Consider the following 20,962-nt stretch of genomic DNA (forward strand, 5'->3'; position numbering starts at 1 on the left):
GTGACCTCCCATTTAAAAGTATATGATGAAAGCGCGGTTAGAACACTTTGCTCTACTCGCGCAAATGAGAAAAAAGCATGGCAATCAATGGCCTTGCTCGACACCCAAGTAAACCTGCAACAAGCACTTGTTGACGCTGCTCAATTTGGTATCCGCTATGTACTTCTGGGTATTTGCGAAGATATCGGCCCAAAAGCAAACTTAGGAAATGGTGGTGCAAACGAAGCATGGCCTGCTTTTTTAAAACGCTTTTTAAACCAACCTCACAATCAATTTATTGCCACTCAAAAAGTGCTTTTATTGGGTGAAGTTAATACTGATGATTTAATGGCGCAAAGCAACCAGCTTAATAATCAGCAAGGCCAGCAATTAACTCAATTACGAGATTTATGCCAACAGCTTGATGAACGCGTAGAGTCGGTATTGAGCCTTATTTTTAAAGCGGGGCTTGAGCCAATCGTTATTGGCGGAGGTCATAACAATTGCTTGGGAATTATCCGTGCCCTGAGTAAGTCAAAAAATACACCTATTAATGCTATCAACTTTGACCCTCATGCCGACTTTAGAGAATGTGAAGGTCGCCATAGCGGCAATGGCTTTCGCTACGCTTATAACGAGCAACATCTAAGTAATTACCACGTTATTGGCTTACATGAGATAAAAAACAATCAAGCAATTATAGATGCAATGAGTGAAGCTAACTTTACGTTTGATAGCTATCAATCAATACAAGTTAAGCAAAAAATTACACTCACTCAGGCAATTGAAAACGCATTAAGTAATTTTAACGATTTACCACTGGGTATTGAAGTTGATTTAGATAGTATTACTTACATGCCGGTTAGTGCGTACACATGTTGCGGATTTAGTGTGAATGACACTGAGCACTTTGTGCATTTAGCAGCAAACCATCGCCACTCTAAGTACTTACATTTATGTGAAGCAGCGCCTAGCCAGCACCCTAGCGGAGTTGAGGCCGGTGCTGCCCATGTAGGGCAAGTGATCAGTGCACTTGTGAATAGCTATCTACAAGCCAAAGAAAACACTTAGCGCTGTTGAACTAATCGCCACTCTTTTAGCCAGCTCATTAAACCAATACTACTTAGCGGGTGACCAAAGTAATAACCTTGGGCAGCATAACCTTTTAAGCTTTTTACAAACTTAAGTTGCTCAAGTGTTTCTACCCCTTCAAAAATCACTTTTGTTTTTTGTTGGTTATGCATTTCAACCATTCCGCTAACTAAACTGCGTATATTGTTTTGATTACTAAAGTCAGCAGTGAGTGAAGGTGAAACCTTAATATACTCTACCGCTAAGCTTGGTAACTTAGAAAGTAGTACCGGGTTATCACCAAGTCCATCAACACATACTTTTAAGCCTATGTTATTAAGCCTTGCGATCATGCCTCTGCCTTTATCATCTAGTCCCGTAAAAATATGCAAAGGGCATTCAACAATTAAATCGCCAGCTTCCAAGTGATGCTCACTTAAAACAACATCAACAAATTCAATAAACTCTTCGTTAAGCATTTCAGGACCAAATACGTTAATGCTAAGCGGTATAGAAATACCTTCTATTCTAAGCGCCATTGCAAGCTCAGCAGCTCTCTCTATTACAAATTTAGCGAGTGGATAACCAAGCCCTGCAATTCTAATGTCGTCGATAAACCTGTTAGCGGATAAAATCCCTTGCTTAGGGTGCTGCCAACGCAGTAGTAATTCTAAAAACTCAATTTGACCGTTTTCGTTACAAATAATAGGCTGAAAATAAAGCTCTAACTCGCTCGAAAAATCAATATTTGCTAATTCCTTTAGTCGCGCTTGTTGCTCTCGCAATTCAATCATCATTTGTTGATGATAAGGCACAACCTTGCGATCTGGGTGGCTATCGAGTGCCAGATATGCGTACGATATTAAATTATCAAAGTTGTTATCTTGCTCATTACAATCAACATAACTCGCTCTCGCTTTTACTTCTACAGTGCAGTTAGCAACATTAAATGGCTTAAGCGTTGCACCCAGTATTTGGTCAATAACTAATTCATGTAAGTGTTTTTGATTCGCGAAACTACAAATAAATGCAAAGTTAAGACCCCCTAAGTGGGCTAGCTTTTCTTGTCCAGTTAAAGTCACTATTTCGTCACTTGAAAGTAGCTCTTTTATTCGATTAGCCGATTGCGCTAACAGTATATCGCCAAAGTCGCGTCCAATATGCTGGTTAACTTGCTCAAAGCCTTCAAGGCGAATAACGATTAACGCTGCGCTTATTTGTTTGTTGTCGCACCATGCATAGTAACCTTGTCGTAACTGTTTTCTATCTGCAAAAACTGAAAGCGGAGACTCTTCAATAAATGCATCACCTTCAGGTTCTGGCTCTATAACGACTTCTATTTCAGCACTTTCATCATTTAAAAAGCCAACAATAGCTAATAATAATATTGCTAACACAACCCAAAATAGCGGAACTTCCAATAATAAATGAGCTGAAAATAGAACAACAAATAAAAGACCAGCCATTGAGCTGGTAATTATCATGCTCCAATTATTTCGCTCAAATGCTTGCCATAAGTGAAAACAAAACCCAAAGGCTAGTAGAATAGCAAGCCAAGCCGCACCGCTGCTTAAGATAGCTAAACCAACAGCAGCTGTGCATAAATAACTAAATTTAATACTGGTATTTTTAACAGCAAATAAAGTGGCGATCATCGCCATTAATAGTGCACCACTAAAAAATATTGGGAAATTACTGTCGGTTAGTATGTTCAAATTAACGGCATCCGTATTCGCTAAAAAAGTTTAAACCAAGTTATATGTGAGTAAAAATAATACAAACTAATTAATTCTACCCAAAATCCATAAATTTAACAGTTTATTTACGCCAAATTGGTAACTTAATTGTGATGGATGACTTATTTGCCAATGCGCAATATCAGCTCTTGCGCCAACCTTTAAAATACCACGGTCGTCTAAACCTAGTGCTTTAGCTGCATTTCGAGTAACACCAGCTAATGCTTGCTCAGGAGTTAATCTAAACAATGTGCATGCCATGTTCATCATCAAGTGCACTGAGCATAGTGGTGAAGTACCTGGGTTAAAATCACTCGCAATAGCTATAGGTACTTTATATTGATTAAGTAATTCAATAGGTGGGAATTTAGTTTCTCTTAAAAAATAAAATGCACCTGGCAATAACACCGCTACCGTCCCAGCGTCTGCCATGGCTTTTACACCCTCTTCATCTAGATGCTCAATATGATCCGCCGAAAAGCCATTAAACTGCGCCACCAGCTTAGCACCCTGTTGATTAGATAACTGCTCAGCATGGCATTTTACTGGGAGGTTATGCTTTTTAGCCGCCTGGAAAACACGTTTGGTTTGCGAATAACTAAACCCAACATTTTCACAAAATACATCGACTGCATCAGCAAGATTATTAGCCACTACCTGATCTAGCATGCCAGTACACACTAAATCAATATATTCATCAGCACGGCCTTTGTATTCAGGCGGTAGAGCATGCGCCCCTAAAAAAGTAGTTTTAATATCAATAGGGTGATGTTCACCTAATAAACGAGCGACTTCTAATATTTTTATCTCGTTTTCTGTATCTAGCCCATAACCAGACTTTATTTCAACGGTGGTTACACCTTCTTTTAATAACGTATTTAAGCGATCTTTTGCATCAACAAACAATTGTTCACGGTCGGCTGCTCTTGTGGCTTTAACCGTACTTGCTATGCCACCGCCTTGTGCCGCAATTTGCTCATAGCTTACGCCTTGCAAACGCTGTTCAAACTCTTGCGATCTTGAACCTGCAAATACTAAGTGAGTATGGCAATCTACTAAGCCCGGCGTTAACCACTGTCCTTTTACACTCAATGTCGGCGTTGCAAACACATCAAAACTAGGCAATGTTGATTGCTCTCCAATCCACGCAATTTTACCACTTTTAATGGCTATAGCAGCATTTTCAATTGCGCCATAAGGGGCATTTATATTGCTATCCATAGTGGCAATATTGGCATCAGTTAAAAGTAAGTCGATTTCTTCTAACTCATAATTTTGTGTTGTGCTTTGCATATCGCAGCCCTTTTTACACCGTGAATAATGAAAATATAGTCTAACAACCCATCTTGTATATACAAGGTAATTGTGTCATCTTATTTATATAGTTTATTTTTAATGTAACCATAAATTTAATGACGACACCTAAATTTGCGCAAATAAAACAATTCATTGTTGATAAAATACGCAGCGGTACGTGGCAAGAAAACCAACGTGTTCCCTCTGAAAACGAACTAAGTAGTCAATTTAATGTAAGCAGGATGACAGCCCGCAGAGCACTAAGCGAATTAACAGAGGCAGGCATTTTAACCCGCAGCCAAGGGTTAGGTACATTTGTAGCTACATTTAAATCGCAGTCATCGTTACTTGAAATAAAAAATATTGCTGATGAAGTAAAAGAGCGTAACGGCAACTACACCTGTAGCGTACTCATACTCGAATCAATAAATGCAGTCGCACCTATTGCCATTGCACTTGGTGTTGAGGTTGACAGTGTTGTATATCGAAGTGTACTGGTGCATAACGAAAATGACAGCCCTTTGCAGCTAGAAGAGCGTTTTGTAAATCCTGCCCTTGCGACTGGCTACTTACAACAAGACTTCAGTACGCTTACACCACATGAATATCTATCTAGTGTTGCCCCACTTACCCAAGCAAGGCATACAGTAGAGGCCATTATGCCAAACAGCGAAATGTGCCAATGGTTAAACTTATATAATGAAGAGCCATGCTTACAAGTGATCCGACGCACCTGGTCTGTTAAAGGCATTGTAAGCTTTGCGCGCCTTGTATCACCTGGCAGTAAATATCGCTTAGGTGGCCACTTAACATTTAAAAAATAACAAACAATAGCGCTTACTGCGCTTTTTTTATAACAAATCACCTTGTATATACAACAGGAGCAAAACATGAACAACCGACTCGACACAAGTCGCGTAATACGTGCACCTCATGGAGATAAAATAAGTGCTAAAAGCTGGCAAACAGAAGCTGCTAAGCGCATGCTAATGAATAACTTAGACCCTGAAGTTGCAGAGCATCCTCATGCACTTGTTGTATATGGTGGTATTGGCCGAGCAGCTCGTGATTGGCCAAGTTATGACAAAATTATAGAAACCCTCGATAGGCTCGAAAGCGACGAAACCCTGCTTGTACAATCAGGAAAACCCGTTGGTGTATTTAAAACCCACAGTAATGCTCCTCGCGTGCTTATTGCTAACTCAAATCTTGTTCCACACTGGGCAAATTGGGAGCACTTTAACGAGCTCGATAAAAAAGGCTTGATGATGTACGGGCAAATGACGGCGGGTTCTTGGATCTATATTGGCTCGCAAGGCATAGTACAAGGAACTTACGAAACCTTTGTAGCTATGGCAAAGCAACATTTTGCAGGTAGCGCTAGTGGTAAATGGGTATTAACAGGTGGTCTTGGTGGTATGGGCGGTGCGCAACCACTTGCAGCTACAATGGCTGGGTTTAGTGCGCTAGTTGTTGAATGTGATGAAAGCCGTATCGATTTTCGTATAAAAACAGGCTACGTTGATGTAAAAGCAACAAGCCTTGAACACGCACTGCAATTAATAACCGATGCATGTGTTAAAGGTAAAGCCCTCTCAGTGGGTTTACTAGGTAACGCTGCCGATATTTTTAGTACACTGGTTAAAACAGGCATTACCCCTGATGTAGTCACAGATCAAACATCTGCTCACGATCCATTAAATGGTTACTTACCGCAAGGTTGGACAATGGAGTACGCTGCAAAAATGCGTGAGCAAGATCCAAAAGCCGTAGTAAAAGCCGCTAAACAATCAATGGCAGTCCAAGTTAAAGCGATGCTGGCACTACAAAAAGCCGGTGCCGCCACTACTGATTACGGTAATAATATTCGTCAAATGGCGTTTGATGAGGGTGTTATCAACGCGTTTGACTTTCCTGGATTTGTACCCGCTTATATTCGCCCTTTATTTTGTGAAGGTATTGGACCATTTAGATGGGTGGCATTATCAGGCGACCCGGAAGATATATATAAAACCGATGCTAAAGTAAAAGAGCTTATTCCTGATGATGCACATTTGCATAACTGGCTTGATATGGCGCGGGAACGCATTCAATTTCAAGGTCTACCTGCACGTATTTGCTGGGTTGGCCTAAAAGATAGAGCGCGCCTTGCACTGGCCTTTAATGAAATGGTTAAAAATGGCGAACTTAAAGCCCCTATCGTTATTGGTCGTGACCACCTCGACTCAGGCTCAGTTGCCAGCCCTAACCGTGAAACAGAGAGCATGAAAGATGGCTCAGATGCAGTATCAGATTGGCCACTACTCAATGCACTGCTTAATACCGCAAGTGGCGCTACTTGGGTGTCGCTTCATCATGGTGGCGGTGTAGGTATGGGCTTTAGCCAACACTCTGGTGTAGTTATTGTTGCCGATGGTACTGATGAAGCTAAAGAGCGTATTGCTCGCGTACTGTGGAACGACCCTGCAACGGGTGTAATGCGCCATGCTGATGCCGGATACGACATAGCAAAAAACTGCGCTAAAGAACAAAATTTAGACCTACCTATGTTAAACGAGGAATGATCATGTTCGAACTTACTCTCACACCCGGATCACTTGATTTAAACACACTAAGAAAAATTAATAATTCACCGGTAAAGTTAAGCCTTGCAAAGCATGCCGAGTCGCAAATAGCAGCCAGCGCGCAAACCGTTCAAAACGTTATTAATGAACACCGCACTGTATATGGAATTAACACCGGCTTTGGATTATTAGCCAATACTAAAATTGCCGACGACCAACTTGAATTATTACAGCGTTCCATTGTACTTTCACACGCTGCGGGTATTGGCGAATACATGGATGACAGCACAGTAAGGTTAATGATCACCTTAAAAGTAAATTCGCTTTCGCGTGGCTACTCGGGTATTCGCCTGCAAGTGATCCAATTTTTTATGCAGCTGCTTAGTAGCGAAGTATATCCATGCGTGCCTAAAAAAGGTTCCGTGGGGGCCTCGGGAGATTTAGCCCCTCTTGCGCATATGTGTCTACCTTTATTAGCTGAAGGTCAAATGCGACATAAAGGAGAAATAATTAGCGCAGCACAAGGGTTAAAAATAGCGGGACTTGAACCCCTTACCCTTGCAGCTAAAGAAGGCTTAGCATTATTAAATGGCACACAAGCGTCGACTGCGTTTGCACTACAAGGCCTATTTAGAAGCGAGAACTTATATGCACAAAGCTGCGTTATCGGATCAATAAGCATAGAAGCTGCAATGGGCAGTCGCGCGCCATTTGATGCACGTATTCATGAAATTCGTGGACAGCGCGGACAAATAGACACCGCTCAAGTATTTAGAGAGCTACTCGATACGCACTCTCAAATTAGTAGCTCCCACGTCAATTGTGAAAAAGTACAAGATCCATACTGCCTTCGCTGCCAACCTCAAGTGCTAGGTGCTTGCCTAACTCAGATACGCCAAGCTGCAGAAGTGTTACTATGCGAGTCAAACGGTGTAACCGATAATCCGCTAGTTTTTGCCGATGTAGGCGACATTATATCGGGAGGAAACTTTCATGCAGAGCCCGTTGCAATGGCCGCTGACAACTTAGCAATCGCAATTGCAGAAATTGGCGCATTAGCAGAAAGGCGAATTGCATTACTTATCGATTCAAACCTATCCAAATTACCGCCATTTTTAGTTGAAAACGGCGGGGTAAATTCAGGATTTATGATTGCCCAGGTTACCGCTGCAGCGCTTGCCTCAGAAAACAAATCATTAGCACATCCGGCTTCGGTTGATAGCTTGCCTACATCTGCAAATCAAGAAGATCATGTTTCTATGGCAACCTTTGCAGCAAGGCGCTTAGATGAAATGGCCAATAATACCCAAGGTGTTTTGGCAATAGAATGGTTAGCATCGGTTCAAGGGCTAGAATTTAGAAAGCCGCTTGAACCATCAGATAAAGTGCAAAGCGCTAAAGCATTGTTACGCGAGCATGTAAGTTATTATGATAAAGACCGCTACTTTGCTCCCGATATCGAAGCTGCTAATACATTACTAAGTGAAGGTAAGCTATGCGACTTTATAGAGAGCAGTCCCCTGCCTTCAGCATATTAAATACCGTGCTGATAGCTAAACCCTAAGGCTTCAATGGCTGAGCCTAATATTTTTCGCTCAGCCGAATCAGTTCCTGTAAACGTTGGCATTTCACCACCATGTTGCTGACACTTCATCGCGTAGTATTCAGCTTTTGTGGGGTGCGCAGGATTAACAACATTATAAATATTTTGCCCTACTTGCCAGTGCTCTATCACCGCAAAAATAGCATTAAGGACATCTTGTTGATGCACCATATTTACCACTTGCTCACTTGATGTATTGAGCTCTTTACCTGCCACAAAACGCCCTGGTTCTCTATTAGGCCCTAGTAATCCAGCTAAACGCAGCACTTTCCCGTCTTGCTCAAGTACTTGCTCTTCAGCTTCATAAAGCTTTATTTGGCGCTCGTTTGTGCATGAAATATCACTACTTTCGCTATATACACCAGGCTCTTGATCGTACACCCCGGTTGATGAGCACAATAAAAAGCCCTTTGCGTTTAGCTCCTTTGAAAGCTTAAGCGCTGCGGTGAGTGTTTCAGGATAATTACTTTCACTGTGCCTGCTACGTGGTGGAATAGCACATACCCAATAAGCATCTTGTAAATCAACTTGATGCCTCAATTGTCCATCTTCAAGTGTAAACTGACGCTCAAAGTCAAACTCGTGTATATCTGTTCTATGCGTTCCTTGTACTTGCCAGTCAGCTTTTTGCGCACTTACGCATAAAGCATGTCCTAACCAGCCTGCACCTAATACTACTAATTTATTACTTTTATTTGTCATTTTTGTATAAGCCTTTATTTTAAACGCATAATTAGTTCTTTCTATCTAACTTTATAGAGATTTTAAGTAAGATATGATTAGATATAATTTCATAAATAATAAAAATATGCGCACTCATGCTAAATAATTTATCGTTACGGAAGAAAATATTATTATTGATTGGTGGAACAATTACCGTTTTACTGATTATCGCCTCAACATTTTTTGTTAAACACATTGCCAATCTCTCTAGAGAAAACATAGAAAACGAAGCACAAAGTTATCTACAGACCGAGCAACTTTCAATGCAAAGTTACTTCGCGATGTACGGTAAAATGGTATCAACCTTTGTTAATAACCCACATTTAATCAACTTTTTTGAAAATTGGGATACACGCGATCAAGCACTCGAAAGCGCACCTGGCTACAACGAAGTAAACCAAGACTTTGTGCGTTTAAGCTCAAATGACGAAAACATTTTATCGGCCTTTTTTGCCTCAGCAACCACCGGTGAATACTTTAAAGAAAACGAGCGTACAAGTCACTACAACGGCCAGCCTTATTACGCTTACAAGCGTGGGTGGTGGCAAGAAGCCATGCAAGTTAACAAGCTTTACGTAGGTCCAATCTCTGTTGATTTAACCACAGACGTAGCATCCGCAGTAGTACAACAACCTGTTTATAACGCTCAGCGAAAACTCATCGGTATGGGCGGTGTTGATTTACAATTAAACAAAATTAACGACATGGTCGAAAATATTCGCTTTAACGGCCAAGGTTATGGATTTTTACTCGATGGTAATCAAAAAGTAGTACATTTTTCAAAGGCCACTGGGCATAAACTTTCAATTACAGATGAAGGTGCAAACGGTAAAGAAGGGCTCGATGCGCTTGAGCAACAATTTACAAATACAGCAGGCTTTAAAGAGTTAAATACACAAATGCGAAATAACCTTGAAGGCAGCCAAATGGTTACTTTTAAAGGTGAGCAGTTTTATGTGGTTTACCATCGTTTGCAGCTAGAGCAGCCTTATATAGATTGGTATGTAGGTCTACTTATCCCAACTACTATGATTGAAGAGCCCGTAGATGCTGCAGTAACCGCTACAACAACGGCGGTAATTATTATCTTAATCATTATATTAGCCATGATTTTATGGGCTACCCACATGATTTCAAAACCCATTACAACGCTTACACACATTATGCGTGATATAGCATCGGGCGAAGGCGATCTTACTCAAAAAATTGATATTAATAGTCAAGATGAAGTGGGACAGCTGGCCAATCATATGAACACTTTTATTGATAAGTTGCACGCCATGATGCTTGATACCGCAGCGCAAGCAGAACAACTAAGTAATGCAGCGGCCCAGTTAAGAAGTGTTTCTGAGAAAACAAATTCTGAAATTCAGCAAGAGAAGCAGCAAGTTGATAGCGTGAGCGCAGCGGTAACTGAAATGGCGACTACTGTGCTTGAAATATCACGTAACGCACAACACACAAATAACGCAGCTGAAGAAGTACAAGCAATTACAGCTGAAGGAGCTAGCCGTTCTACACAGGCGCAAACAGTAATGACTGAACTGGCATTACATATTGGCGAAGCATCTAAAGTGGTTGCAGGTCTTGAGCAAGAAAGTAATAACATTGGTGCATTAGTCGATGTAATTAATTCCATTGCAGATCAAACCAACTTACTTGCACTTAATGCGGCTATAGAGGCTGCTCGTGCCGGTGAACACGGTAGAGGCTTTGCCGTTGTTGCTGATGAAGTTCGTTCACTTGCAAGTCGCACACAAGAATCAACAGACGATATTCGAAATATGATTTCGCGCTTGCAGCAAATAGCTCAACAAGCCTCAGTAATGATGCAACAAGGACAAGATCAAACCGAGGGCTCAGTGCTTCAAACTAAAGAAGTGCTTAGCTCACTTCACAATATTGCGCAGTCGGTTACTAAAGTACAAGACCAAAGTCATCAAATAGCCACATCTACCGAGGAGCAAACTGTTGTTGCTGAGGATATTAATACGAGCCTTTCGGCAATTAATAACTTAGTGAACAGTACCGCTGACCATGCGCACACCCTCGCTGACGAAGCTCGTGACTTAAGTGATTTAGCTGCGGCGCTTAACAAAACGGTTAATCAATTTAAATTATAAAACATGTATTTAATAGTTGTGTTTAAGCGTAAAACTTAAGCGCAACTATAACCCTTGTTTTTAATTTATTTAGCACCATATCTTTACAGTTCGCTGCTATTTTTACTGTAATTGAGTAATACAAAGTGATTTTTACGAACCAGATCAAATTTTTCGATTTTATACACCGATCTTTTTATTGAGATAGTTTGTTGTTTGGCAGAGTCTGGTATAGTAGCGCACGTAATAAACAGTGCTTTTTGAACGGTTTAATACAAAATTGCTAATTAATATGTTCTAAGTGTTACTTAAAAGCACATATTAATTACCAATTGTTAAAAATGGGTTAGCCGACACTCGGCTGACAAAGAATACATTGTAACGGTTTTATCATGATATCTAATTTATTTACCAAGCTTTTTGGTAGTCGCAATGACCGCACTATTAAAAACTTAAGAAAGACGGTCGCGCTAATCAATGCGCTAGAAACGCAACTTGAAGCGCTTTCTGATGAAGATTTAAGAGCTAAAACAGCTGAGTTTAGAGAACGTTACGATAACGGACAAAGCCTTGACGACATTCTACCAGAGGCTTTTGCTGTGGTACGTGAAGCGTCAAAGCGTGTAAATGGCATGCGTCATTTCGACGTGCAGTTATTAGGTGGTATGGTTTTACATCAAGGTCGCATTGCAGAAATGCGTACCGGTGAAGGTAAAACACTTACAGCTACTCTACCAGCTTATCTAAACGGCTTAACAGGCAAAGGTGTTCACGTAATTACCGTGAATGACTACCTTGCTAAACGTGATGCTGAAACCAACCGTGCGTTATTTGAATTTTTAGGCCTTACCGTAGGCTGTAACGTACCTGGTATGATGCCGCAGCAAAAGAAGCTCGCTTATACTGCCGACATTACATACGGTACTAATAACGAATTTGGTTTTGACTACCTTCGTGACAACATGGCTTTTAGCATTGATGAACGAGTTCAACGTCCATTATTTTATGCTGTAGTCGATGAAGTGGATTCAATCTTAATTGATGAAGCACGTACCCCGCTTATTATTTCAGGCCCAGCTGAGGATAGCTCTGAGCTATACACTGAAATAAACACCATCGTTCCTTTACTTGAGCTTCAAGAAAAAGAAGACGAAGAAGGCATTGAAGGTGACGGCGATTACACTATCGATGAAAAATCTAAGCAAGTTCATTTAACAGAACGTGGTCAAATTAAAGTAGAAGAGCTACTTACTGAGCGCGGCTTAATTGAAGAAGGCGATTCGCTTTATTCAGCAGCAAGCATTACGCTACTAAGCCATGTTTATGCCGCCCTTCGTGCTCATAAGCTATACCAAAAAGATGTTGATTACGTTGTAAAAGAAAACGAAGTAATTATTATCGATGAGCATACTGGTCGTTCAATGGAAGGTCGTCGTTGGTCAGAAGGTTTACACCAAGCTGTTGAAGCAAAAGAAGGTGTAAAAATTCAAAACGAGAACCAAACACTTGCCTCTATTACGTTCCAAAACTACTTCCGTTTATACGAAACGTTAGCAGGTATGACAGGTACAGCCGATACTGAAGCATTTGAATTTCAGTCTATTTATGGCCTTGATACTGTTGTTATGCCAACTAATAAGCCGATGATTCGTGATGATCGCGCCGATTTAGTTTACCTAACGCAAGAAGAAAAATACGAAGCTATTTTAATTGATATTAAAGACTGCCAAGACCGTGGACAACCGGTGCTTGTTGGTACTATTTCAATTGAAAGCTCTGAGTATTTATCGCAGTTTTTACGCAAAGAAAAAATTAAGCACAATGTACTTAATGCTAAATTTCATGCGCAAGAAGCTGACATCGTTTCAGATGCTGGCCTACCAGGAACAGTAACAATTGCAACAAACATGGCCGGTCGTGGTACCGATATCGTGCTTGGTGGTAACTGGAACAGTGAAGTTGAAAAACTTGAAAACCCAACTGATGAGCAAATTGCTGAAATTAAAGCAGCTTGGAAAATTCGCCATGATGCAGTAATTGATGCCGGCGGTTTACATATCATTGGTACTGAACGTCACGAATCTCGTCGTATAGACAACCAATTACGTGGTCGCTCTGGTCGTCAAGGTGATGCTGGTTCAAGCCGTTTTTACTTATCGATGGACGATGCGCTAATGCGTATATTTGCCGGTGAGCGCATGACTAACATGATGCGTAAACTCGGCATGCAACGCGGTGAAGCAATTGAACATCCATGGGTAAACCGTGCGATTGAAAATGCACAGCGTAAAGTAGAAGCACGTAACTTCGATGTTCGTAAGCAACTACTTGAGTACGATGATGTAGCAAACGATCAACGTCGTGTTGTTTACTCTCAGCGTAACGAACTACTTGAAGAAGGCGATATTTCAGAAACTATTACTGCAATTCGTGGTGACGTACTTAGCAATACAATTGATCAGTACATTGCACCGCAAAGCCTTGCTGAAATGTGGGACATTCCTGGCCTTGAAGAGCGTTTAAAACAAGACTTCTTAATTGAGTTACCTATTACTCAGTGGTTAGCAGATGACAATAAACTATACGAAGAAAAGCTTCGTGAGCGTATTGAGCAGGCGGTTGAGCATTCATACAAGCAAAAAGAAGAGCAAGTTGGCGATTCTGTTTTACGTCAATTCGAAAAAGCGATTATGCTACAGAGTCTTGATCAGCATTGGAAAGATCACCTTGCTGCAATGGATCATTTACGCCAAGGTATTCATTTACGTGGTTACGCGCAAAAAAATCCTAAGCAAGAGTACAAGCGTGAATCGTTTGAGCTGTTCTCCGAAATGCTTGAAAACTTGAAAGTAGATGTTGTAAGCATTCTAAGTAAAGTACAAGTACGCGCAGAAGAAGATGTTGAAAAAGTAGAAGAGCAACACCGTAAAAGTGAAAATGCTCCTCGCGAATACCAACATGAAGAAGCTGAGCACGTAGGTGGCGAAGCGCCAGAAACAGCGACAGTAATGGCTCGTACAGAACCAAAAGTAGGTCGTAATGACCCTTGTCCTTGTAAATCAGGTCAAAAATTCAAACAGTGTTGCGGTAAATTAAAATAACCCAATATTGTCAGTAGCTTATTAAAAAGCGGCGCTAGCGTCGCTTTTTTTTATGGAGTTTTAAAGTAATGACTATAGAAATTGTACATGTAGCTGTTGGTGTTATTAAGAAAAATAACGCTATATTCATTTGTAAACGTGCAGATGAACAACATCAAGGCGGTTTATGGGAATTTCCTGGTGGTAAAGTTGAAGCTGGAGAAAGTGTGTTTGTTGCACTTAAACGCGAGCTTATTGAAGAAGTTGGACTAACCATTCACAGCTCTAGCCAATTGATGGTGATTGAACATGACTACGGCGATAAATGCGTTAAATTAGATGTACACGTAGTAAGTAACTTTAGCGGTGAGGCACATGGCGCTGAAGGGCAACCTAGCGAATGGGTAGCAATTACTGAATTAGAAAATTATGATTTTCCTGAAGCGAATGCTGAAATTATCGAAAAAATAGTTGCCCGATACGCATAAAAAAGGGCATAAGTGAGCACAATGAATATCTCAATACAAAATAAGCTAAGCGAACTGTTAGCACTGCCCCCTGAGTTAACTCAAGTTAGTGCGATTGGTAGCGGTCATATAAATAGTACATGGCTACTTACAAGTATTGATAAACAGTTTATTGTGCAAAAACTAAATACTGAGGTATTTAAAAACCCTGCTCAGTTAGTGAGTAATGCAAAACTAATTGAGCAGCATTTAAATGCTAAACAACTGCAAAATAATTACCCGCTTGAAATAATCAAACATATAGCTACACAAAACGACGAACACTTAATAAAAATTGATAATGCGTATTATCGCGTCCTTAACTATATTAGTGATAGCTACAGCGAAGACGTTGTTAAAAATACCCAGCAGAGCGAGCAAGCGGCTTACGCCTTTGGCGTATTTGCTCATGCATTACAAGATTTTGATGCGCAACAGCTGCACACTGTAATTCCTGATTTTCATAACTTAGCGATGCGCTTTGAGCAATTAAATACCGCAATCACTAACAACGTAGTTAATAGAGTAAAGCACTGCGCTGACGAAATAGAGTATTGCTTAACGCAGCAGCATTTAATTACTGAGCTTAGTCAGGTAGCTAAACACATACCGCTTAGAGTGTGTCATAACGATACAAAAATAAATAATATGCTGTTTTGTAATACAACTCACAAAGCAAAAGCAGTTATTGATTTGGACACCTGTATGGCAGGACTTTGGCTTTATGACTTTGGCGACATGGTACGTACATTTTGCTCCCCCGAAGCCGAGGATTCAACTAACTTACACAACGTTGTTATTCGAAAAGATATATTTTCAGCCATTGTTAAAGGCTATGTAACGCCATTAAAAAGTAGCATGAGTATACTAGAGCAAGAAAGCTTATTATTAGGCGCTAAAATAATGCCGCTCATGTTAAGTGTGCGCTTTTTAACTGATTACTTAAATAACGATGTGTACTTTAAAGTGGCTCATGCAGAGCATAATTTAGAACGAGCAAAAAACCAACTCGCGCTTTATAAAAACATACTGAGTAATGAAGAATGGATGCACGCGTGCTTAGTCGATAAAAAAATTCAAGATACAAAAAAACCAGTAAACTAAAAACTTACTGGTTTTTTTATTAACTTTAAATCGGTCTATTTAGTAAATTACCAAATTTTTACGCGATCTTCTGGTTTGATATACATTTTATCACCTTCTTTTACGTCAAACGCTTCGTAAAACTCAGGCATGTTCGACAAGATACCGATTACACGGTAGTGGCTTGGTGAATGAGGGTCTGTTAATAAACGATTACGTAACTCTTCATCGCGGTAGTTACGACGCCAGATTTGTGACCAACCCATAAAGAAACGTTGATCGCCTGTGTAACCATCTATCACGGGTGCTTTTTTATCACCTAAAGATAGCATATACGCTTTATGCGCAACGGTTAAACCACCTAAGTCACCAATGTTTTCGCCAAGCGTTAGCTCACCATTAACACTTGCATCTTCAAACGGTTTATATTCGTTATACTGTGCAACTAAAGCCGCTGTACGCTCTTCAAATTGCTTAAGGTCAGTCTCACTCCACCAGTTACGTAAGTTACCGTCACCGTCGTATTTAGCACCTTGGTCGTCAAAACCGTGACCCAGCTCATGCCCAATTACCGCGCCAATTGCGCCGTAGTTTACAGCATCATCCGCTTCTAAATTAAAGAATGGTGGTTGTAATATAGCGGCTGGAAATACAATTTCATTGTTTACTGGGTTGTAATACGCATTTACTGTTTGCGGAGTCATGTGCCATTCAGAGCGATCAACTGGTTTACCCAATTTAGCAATCATGTCTGCGTATGCCCATTCGCTATAACGGATGTAATTACCTACTAGCTCGTCTGAGTTAATCTCTAGCTCTGAGTAATCTTTCCACGTGTCTGGGTAACCAATCTTAGGCGTAAATTTGTCTAATTTTTCTTTCGCTGCAAGCTTTGTTTCAGGGCTCATCCACTCAAGATTTTCGATAGCAACGCCATAACCTTTAATTACGTTATCAACTAACTCTTCCATGCGTGCTTTCGCTTCTGGCGGGAAGTTATCTTTAACGTATACCTTACCTAAAATCTCACCAAGTACACTGTTAGATGCATCAACCGCTTGCTTCCAAAGAGGTGCTTGTTCCTCTACGCCACGAAGTGTTGTGCTGTAAAAGTCAAAGTTAAGGTTAACTAAATCTTCGCTAAGTAGCTCTGCATAACCACTTACAAAATGAAATTTTAAGTAGTTTTTCCACGTCGCTAAATCAGTATCTTTGTAAATAGTAGCAAGTGCTTCTAAGTAGCTTGGTTGACGTACAATAATATCACTTGCACTCACACCTGCATCTTTAAAGAATGCAGCTAAATCAAGCTCCCCCATCAACTTGCTTGCGTCTGCTACTGTCATCTTGTTATAAGATTTAGTTGCATCACGGCTTTGCACACGGCTCCACTGAGCATCAGCTAGTGTTTTTTCAAATGCAAGTACGCTCTTGGCAGCTTCTGCTGCATTTTTAACGCCTGATTTTGCTAAAACATCTGTGATGTATTGCTCGTAAGAAGCACGAATTTTAGTGAATTTTTCGTCATCATTTAAGTAATAATCACGATCTGGTAAACCAAGACCCGACTGAGATAAATACAATGCATACTCGCTCGAGTTTTTAGCATCGTTATTTACAAACCAACCAAACGGTAAAGTGCCGCCTTGTTTTTGAATTTTAGCCATTAAACCCACTAAGTCAGCTTTAGATTTAACGCTATCAATCGTATCTAATGACGGTTGTAATGGCGTAATACCTAGCTCATTACGCGCAGATTGATTCATGTAGCTTTTATAAAATGCGCCAATTTTATACTCATCACTGCCTTTTTTAGCGGCCTTATTTGCGGCTGCGTTTTCAAGGGCAATTTTCATCGCTTTTTGTGACTCATCATATAGCTGCGAAAAAGAACCGTAGTTAGACTTATCACCTGGTATTTCAGTTTTTGCTAACCACTGTCCATTTACATAATAATAAAAATCGTCTTGTGCGCGCACTGAACTATCCATATTCGCTAGTTCAATACCAAGCTCTAGTGGCTTTTCAGCGGGTGCTGTTACTACAGGAGTATCGGTTACTTTAGCTTCTTGTTGTTTTTCACCACAACCTACTAGACCAAGTGCAAGCGCTATGCTCGCAGCGGCCATTGTTACTTTGTTCATAATGATTCCGTTTGTTAGTTAGAATTAAATCATACCAATCTGCTTATGTATGGGGTCTATTTAACGTTAAGAAAATTACGCTAGAACTAGGCAAAAGTTTTTGTATCTAGTTGTTCTAAATAAAAAATTTTTAACGACGTTATAGTGCAATTTAATTCGTTAAATTGATCAAAGATTTATGCAGGTTGGTATCACATACCAACTCCATTAAATTCTTGAATATAGCAGGAGTAAAAATAGCACTGCCTGTACGCTTTTACTTAATGGAATGGGTATCAAGGGAGCTTTAAATAATAAAGCACACCACGCAGTATCATAAACCTCATTAGACCAACAATAAAATGGAATATGTAACAAAGTATTTTGAATGCGGTGAGCTGCAAAAATAGCCCTACCAATAACAATATAGTGGGTGGCTAAGGCTAACTTTTATTCTTTCCGTGGAGCGCTAAACGCTCTAGTTTTTCTTTTAATGAAGGGGGGGCAGAAGCCGCTATCGCATTTAAGTAATTAGCGGTTTGCTCACTCATTTTCCGTGAGTTGGTAACTGTAGGGCTGCCCGATTTATTCGCGGTACTTAATCGCTGAGTTGCTTGAGGATTTGCAGTTATTTTTATTTGCCCGAGCTCTGCCATTCCAGCAGCTCTAAAGTGTGAAAGCATATCCATTTTTAAATAATTAAGCCTAAGTGCGATAGGCGCAGATACCGCCTCTATCATTAGCGTGCCGTCTCGGTAATTACTAACTCTGCATTTATCACCCAATTTAGGGCCTAAAAAATCTTTTAATAGTGTTTGCTGTGTATCAAGTGCTTGGCTTTTGCCTGCATAAGCCGATAAACGATTATTTAACCCCGCCATAATATCGGTTAGCGGTTTTGGTGCATATCTATCTTTAGCCATTTTACACCTCGTAAAAACTCACTTAGACCCAGAGATAATACTCTGGGTCTAAGTATACACTGCGTATTAATACTACGCGCCGGCTATTTGCATTTGCTCTATTAGTACTGAGCCTGTTTGAATACCACCACGGCGTTCTATATCACCACCAATGGCAGAAATACCTTTAAACATGTCTTTTAAATTACCAGCAATAGTAATTTCACTTACCGGATATTGAATTTCACCATTCTCAACCCAAAAACCTGCAGCACCACGAGAGTAGTCACCCGTTACGGTATTTACGCCCTGCCCCATTAGCTCTGTAACTAATAAGCCAGTACCCATGGTTTTTAATAGTGCAGTTAAATCGTTATGAGTTTGCTCAACGAGCCAGTTATGTATACCGCCCGCATGCCCTGTTGGGGTCATGTTCATTTTACGCGCAGCATAACTTGCTAATAAATAAGTTTGTAGCTCGCCGCCTTGAATAATTTCCCTATCGGATGTTTTAACACCTTCGCTATCAAACGGTGACGACGCCAACCCTTTTAAAATATGTGGGCGCTCGGCAATATTCACACAATTACTAAATACTTGTGTGCCTAAGCTATCAAGTAAAAAACTTGATTTACGATAAAGCGCACCACCACCAATTGCCGACACTAAGTGACCAAACAACGAATTTGCAATATCGGCTCTAAAAATAACAGGCACTTTCATTGTGCCTAACTTTTGGCTATTTAATTTAGCCAATGTTTCAGCTGCTGCTTCAAGCCCAACTGCCGCTGCGTCATTTAAACCCGCTTGGTCGCGGGCAACAGTATAAGCAGAGTCGCGTTGCATCTGCTCGCCATCTTGACCTATTACCATAGTACTAATACTATGGCGCGTACGTGGAAAGCCTGCAATTAAACCGTGGCTGTTACCATAAACACGTAATCCCTGATGCGATGAAAAACTCGCACCATCAGAGTTAAAAATGCGCTCATCTGCATTTAATGCAGCTTGCTCAGCAGCATGACAAAGCTCAATGCCTTCCTCAGGACTTACATCCCAAGGATGATATAAATCTAAATCTTTAGGATTAAATTCAAGTAACTCTTTATCAGCAACGCCGTTAAATGGGTCATCAGATGTAAATTTGGCTATATCAATCGCTTTTTCGACTACCGTGCGCAATGTTTTTGGATTTAAATCAGCAGTTGACGCCGAGCCTTTATTATTACCAACATATACACTAATGCCTAAGCCGCCGTCTTGGTTGAACTCAATGGTTTCTACTTCACCCATTCGTGTACTAACCGATAAACCAGACGTGCTAGACATCGCAGCTTCTGCAGCTGTAGCGCCTAATTTTTTAGCATGTTCGAGTACTTCTGCTACCGCATCTTTAACTTGTGATATTTGAGAATAAATTGGATCGTTTTGTTGGCTTTTCATAAATTAAGTCCTGAGCCTTAGAGGCATAATGCACGCATTTCTTATATTTAAATGCTAACACACTCAATGCATCACATCAGCTAATATTCCTAAGTATCATATTCATGTATAATGGCAAAAGTTATTTTTATTTAAGAGCACCCCATGGCAAAGAAAAAAGGCAAGCCTGCTGAAATTGAAGAAGAAATTGAATATGTATCAAGAACGGAGCTTAAACGCGAAGCGCAAGAGTTTCATCAGTTAGGTACTGAAATTGCCAAAATGGGTAAAAAACAGCGCGAACGCCTGCCATTAAATGACGATTTAAAAGAAGCGATGGTTGTTGCTGATAAAATAAGTAACAAAAGCGACGCGTACCGCCGCCACTTAAATTACATCGCTAAAACACTGCGTACTGTAGAAAACATTGATGATATTAAAGCGATTATCGATGTGATGCTTAATAAAAATAACCAAGCTGAAGTATTGGTAAAAAAAATTGAGCAATTACGTTCAGATTTAATTGAGCAAGGTGATGACCTTATCAATGAGACTATTGAGCAGTTTCCGTCTCTTGATCGTCAACAAATGCGCCAATTAGTTCGAAATGCGGCAAAAGAAGCGAAAGCTGAAAAGCCAGGTAAAGGTTATAAAGAATTATTTCAATACCTTAAAGATGCTCATACTATTACGTATTAATTAGGTTGTCTTAAGTTATATTTTATTAAAAAAGGTGCTTCGGCACCTTTTTTGTTATAGATCAAACCGCCTT

Annotated in this window: 15 protein-coding genes; 9 read left to right on the forward strand and 6 right to left on the reverse strand. The window is 40.3% G+C overall.

Annotation, left to right across the window (positions count from 1 at the left end; genetic code table 11):
* Nucleotides 1-1,050, forward strand: coding sequence for a formimidoylglutamase (locus tag H5120_RS09060; protein WP_182674145.1), 1,050 nt, complete (start codon nt 1-3; stop codon nt 1,048-1,050).
* Here the strand turns inward: H5120_RS09060 and H5120_RS09065 are convergent.
* Nucleotides 1,047-2,711, reverse strand: coding sequence for an EAL domain-containing protein (locus H5120_RS09065; RefSeq protein ID WP_024596305.1), 1,665 nt, complete (start codon nt 2,709-2,711; stop codon nt 1,047-1,049). The two genes, H5120_RS09060 and H5120_RS09065, sit on opposite strands and share 4 nt — an antisense overlap.
* A gap of 120 nt (nt 2,712-2,831) precedes the next feature.
* Nucleotides 2,832-4,079 (reverse strand): imidazolonepropionase, encoded by a 1,248-nt coding sequence (gene hutI, locus H5120_RS09070; RefSeq protein ID WP_182674146.1) that lies wholly within the window; start codon nt 4,077-4,079, stop codon nt 2,832-2,834.
* A gap of 119 nt (nt 4,080-4,198) precedes the next feature.
* Here hutI and hutC point away from each other — a divergent pair, with 119 nt between their 5' ends.
* The 3 genes from hutC (at nt 4,199) to hutH (ending at nt 8,184) form a co-directional block, all read left to right on the forward strand.
* On the forward strand, nt 4,199-4,906 hold the full coding sequence (gene hutC / locus H5120_RS09075) for a histidine utilization repressor (protein ID WP_182674147.1): 708 nt from the start codon (nt 4,199-4,201) through the stop codon (nt 4,904-4,906).
* A gap of 66 nt (nt 4,907-4,972) precedes the next feature.
* Nucleotides 4,973-6,646 carry a urocanate hydratase gene (gene hutU / locus H5120_RS09080; protein WP_182674148.1) on the forward strand — a complete coding sequence of 558 codons (1,674 nt, stop codon included), beginning with the start codon at nt 4,973-4,975 and terminating at the stop codon, nt 6,644-6,646.
* A 2-nt stretch (nt 6,647-6,648) separates the two neighbouring features.
* Entirely contained in the window at nt 6,649-8,184 is a 1,536-nt protein-coding gene (gene hutH, locus H5120_RS09085) for a histidine ammonia-lyase (RefSeq protein WP_182674149.1), read from the forward strand.
* Here hutH and H5120_RS09090 read toward each other — a convergent pair.
* Nucleotides 8,181-8,951, reverse strand: a complete 771-nt coding sequence (locus tag H5120_RS09090; RefSeq protein WP_182674150.1) for an NADP-binding protein — start codon at nt 8,949-8,951, stop codon at nt 8,181-8,183. The two genes, hutH and H5120_RS09090, sit on opposite strands and share 4 nt — an antisense overlap.
* A gap of 116 nt (nt 8,952-9,067) precedes the next feature.
* Here H5120_RS09090 and H5120_RS09095 point away from each other — a divergent pair, with 116 nt between their 5' ends.
* The 4 genes from H5120_RS09095 to H5120_RS09110 all read left to right on the forward strand — a co-directional run bounded on the left by H5120_RS09095 (nt 9,068) and on the right by H5120_RS09110 (nt 15,764).
* Entirely contained in the window at nt 9,068-11,095 is a 2,028-nt protein-coding gene (locus H5120_RS09095) for a methyl-accepting chemotaxis protein (RefSeq protein ID WP_182674151.1), read from the forward strand.
* Between the two features lie 371 nt (nt 11,096-11,466).
* Complete coding sequence (gene secA / locus H5120_RS09100) at nt 11,467-14,175, forward strand: preprotein translocase subunit SecA (RefSeq protein ID WP_182672761.1); 2,709 nt, start codon at nt 11,467-11,469, stop codon at nt 14,173-14,175.
* 68 nt (nt 14,176-14,243) lie between these two features.
* On the forward strand, nt 14,244-14,642 hold the full coding sequence (mutT, locus tag H5120_RS09105) for an 8-oxo-dGTP diphosphatase MutT (RefSeq protein ID WP_007377262.1): 399 nt from the start codon (nt 14,244-14,246) through the stop codon (nt 14,640-14,642).
* 21 nt (nt 14,643-14,663) lie between these two features.
* On the forward strand, nt 14,664-15,764 hold the full coding sequence (locus tag H5120_RS09110; RefSeq protein ID WP_182674152.1) for a phosphotransferase enzyme family protein: 1,101 nt from the start codon (nt 14,664-14,666) through the stop codon (nt 15,762-15,764).
* Between the two features lie 47 nt (nt 15,765-15,811).
* Here H5120_RS09110 and H5120_RS09115 read toward each other — a convergent pair whose 3' ends face one another.
* From H5120_RS09115 to pmbA, 3 genes are all read right to left on the reverse strand, one after another.
* Complete coding sequence (locus H5120_RS09115) at nt 15,812-17,887, reverse strand: M13 family metallopeptidase (protein ID WP_182674153.1); 2,076 nt, start codon at nt 17,885-17,887, stop codon at nt 15,812-15,814.
* Nucleotides 17,888-18,309: 422 nt separating this feature from the next.
* On the reverse strand, nt 18,310-18,789 hold the full coding sequence (locus H5120_RS09120) for a DUF721 domain-containing protein (protein WP_002959934.1): 480 nt from the start codon (nt 18,787-18,789) through the stop codon (nt 18,310-18,312).
* A gap of 72 nt (nt 18,790-18,861) precedes the next feature.
* The gene (pmbA, locus tag H5120_RS09125; protein WP_182674154.1) at nt 18,862-20,211 is read right to left on the reverse strand and encodes a metalloprotease PmbA; all 1,350 of its coding nucleotides are present in this window, start codon (nt 20,209-20,211) and stop codon (nt 18,862-18,864) included.
* A 144-nt stretch (nt 20,212-20,355) separates the two neighbouring features.
* Between pmbA and yjgA the strand changes: the two genes are divergently transcribed.
* The gene (yjgA, locus tag H5120_RS09130; RefSeq protein WP_002959930.1) at nt 20,356-20,889 is read left to right on the forward strand and encodes a ribosome biogenesis factor YjgA; all 534 of its coding nucleotides are present in this window, start codon (nt 20,356-20,358) and stop codon (nt 20,887-20,889) included.
* Nucleotides 20,890-20,962: the final 73 nt, after the last annotated feature.

Source organism: Pseudoalteromonas sp. SR43-2 (assembly GCF_014163885.1).
Taxonomy (GTDB): domain Bacteria; phylum Pseudomonadota; class Gammaproteobacteria; order Enterobacterales; family Alteromonadaceae; genus Pseudoalteromonas; species Pseudoalteromonas distincta.

What these genes read in the sequence shown, in the direction of transcription:
- H5120_RS09065 (WP_024596305.1), bottom strand. Translation starts at nt 2,711, where the DNA reads ATGGCGATGATCGCCACTTTATTTGCTGTTAAAAATACCAGTATTAAA.
- hutI (WP_182674146.1), bottom strand. Translation starts at nt 4,079, where the DNA reads ATGCAAAGCACAACACAAAATTATGAGTTAGAAGAAATCGACTTACTT.
- hutC (WP_182674147.1), top strand. Translation starts at nt 4,199, where the DNA reads ATGACGACACCTAAATTTGCGCAAATAAAACAATTCATTGTTGATAAA.
- hutU (WP_182674148.1), top strand. Translation starts at nt 4,973, where the DNA reads ATGAACAACCGACTCGACACAAGTCGCGTAATACGTGCACCTCATGGA.
- hutH (WP_182674149.1), top strand. Translation starts at nt 6,649, where the DNA reads ATGTTCGAACTTACTCTCACACCCGGATCACTTGATTTAAACACACTA.
- H5120_RS09090 (WP_182674150.1), bottom strand. Translation starts at nt 8,951, where the DNA reads ATGACAAATAAAAGTAATAAATTAGTAGTATTAGGTGCAGGCTGGTTA.
- H5120_RS09095 (WP_182674151.1), top strand. Translation starts at nt 9,068, where the DNA reads ATGCTAAATAATTTATCGTTACGGAAGAAAATATTATTATTGATTGGT.
- secA (WP_182672761.1), top strand. Translation starts at nt 11,467, where the DNA reads ATGATATCTAATTTATTTACCAAGCTTTTTGGTAGTCGCAATGACCGC.
- mutT (WP_007377262.1), top strand. Translation starts at nt 14,244, where the DNA reads ATGACTATAGAAATTGTACATGTAGCTGTTGGTGTTATTAAGAAAAAT.
- H5120_RS09110 (WP_182674152.1), top strand. Translation starts at nt 14,664, where the DNA reads ATGAATATCTCAATACAAAATAAGCTAAGCGAACTGTTAGCACTGCCC.
- H5120_RS09115 (WP_182674153.1), bottom strand. Translation starts at nt 17,887, where the DNA reads ATGAACAAAGTAACAATGGCCGCTGCGAGCATAGCGCTTGCACTTGGT.
- H5120_RS09120 (WP_002959934.1), bottom strand. Translation starts at nt 18,789, where the DNA reads ATGGCTAAAGATAGATATGCACCAAAACCGCTAACCGATATTATGGCG.
- pmbA (WP_182674154.1), bottom strand. Translation starts at nt 20,211, where the DNA reads ATGAAAAGCCAACAAAACGATCCAATTTATTCTCAAATATCACAAGTT.
- yjgA (WP_002959930.1), top strand. Translation starts at nt 20,356, where the DNA reads ATGGCAAAGAAAAAAGGCAAGCCTGCTGAAATTGAAGAAGAAATTGAA.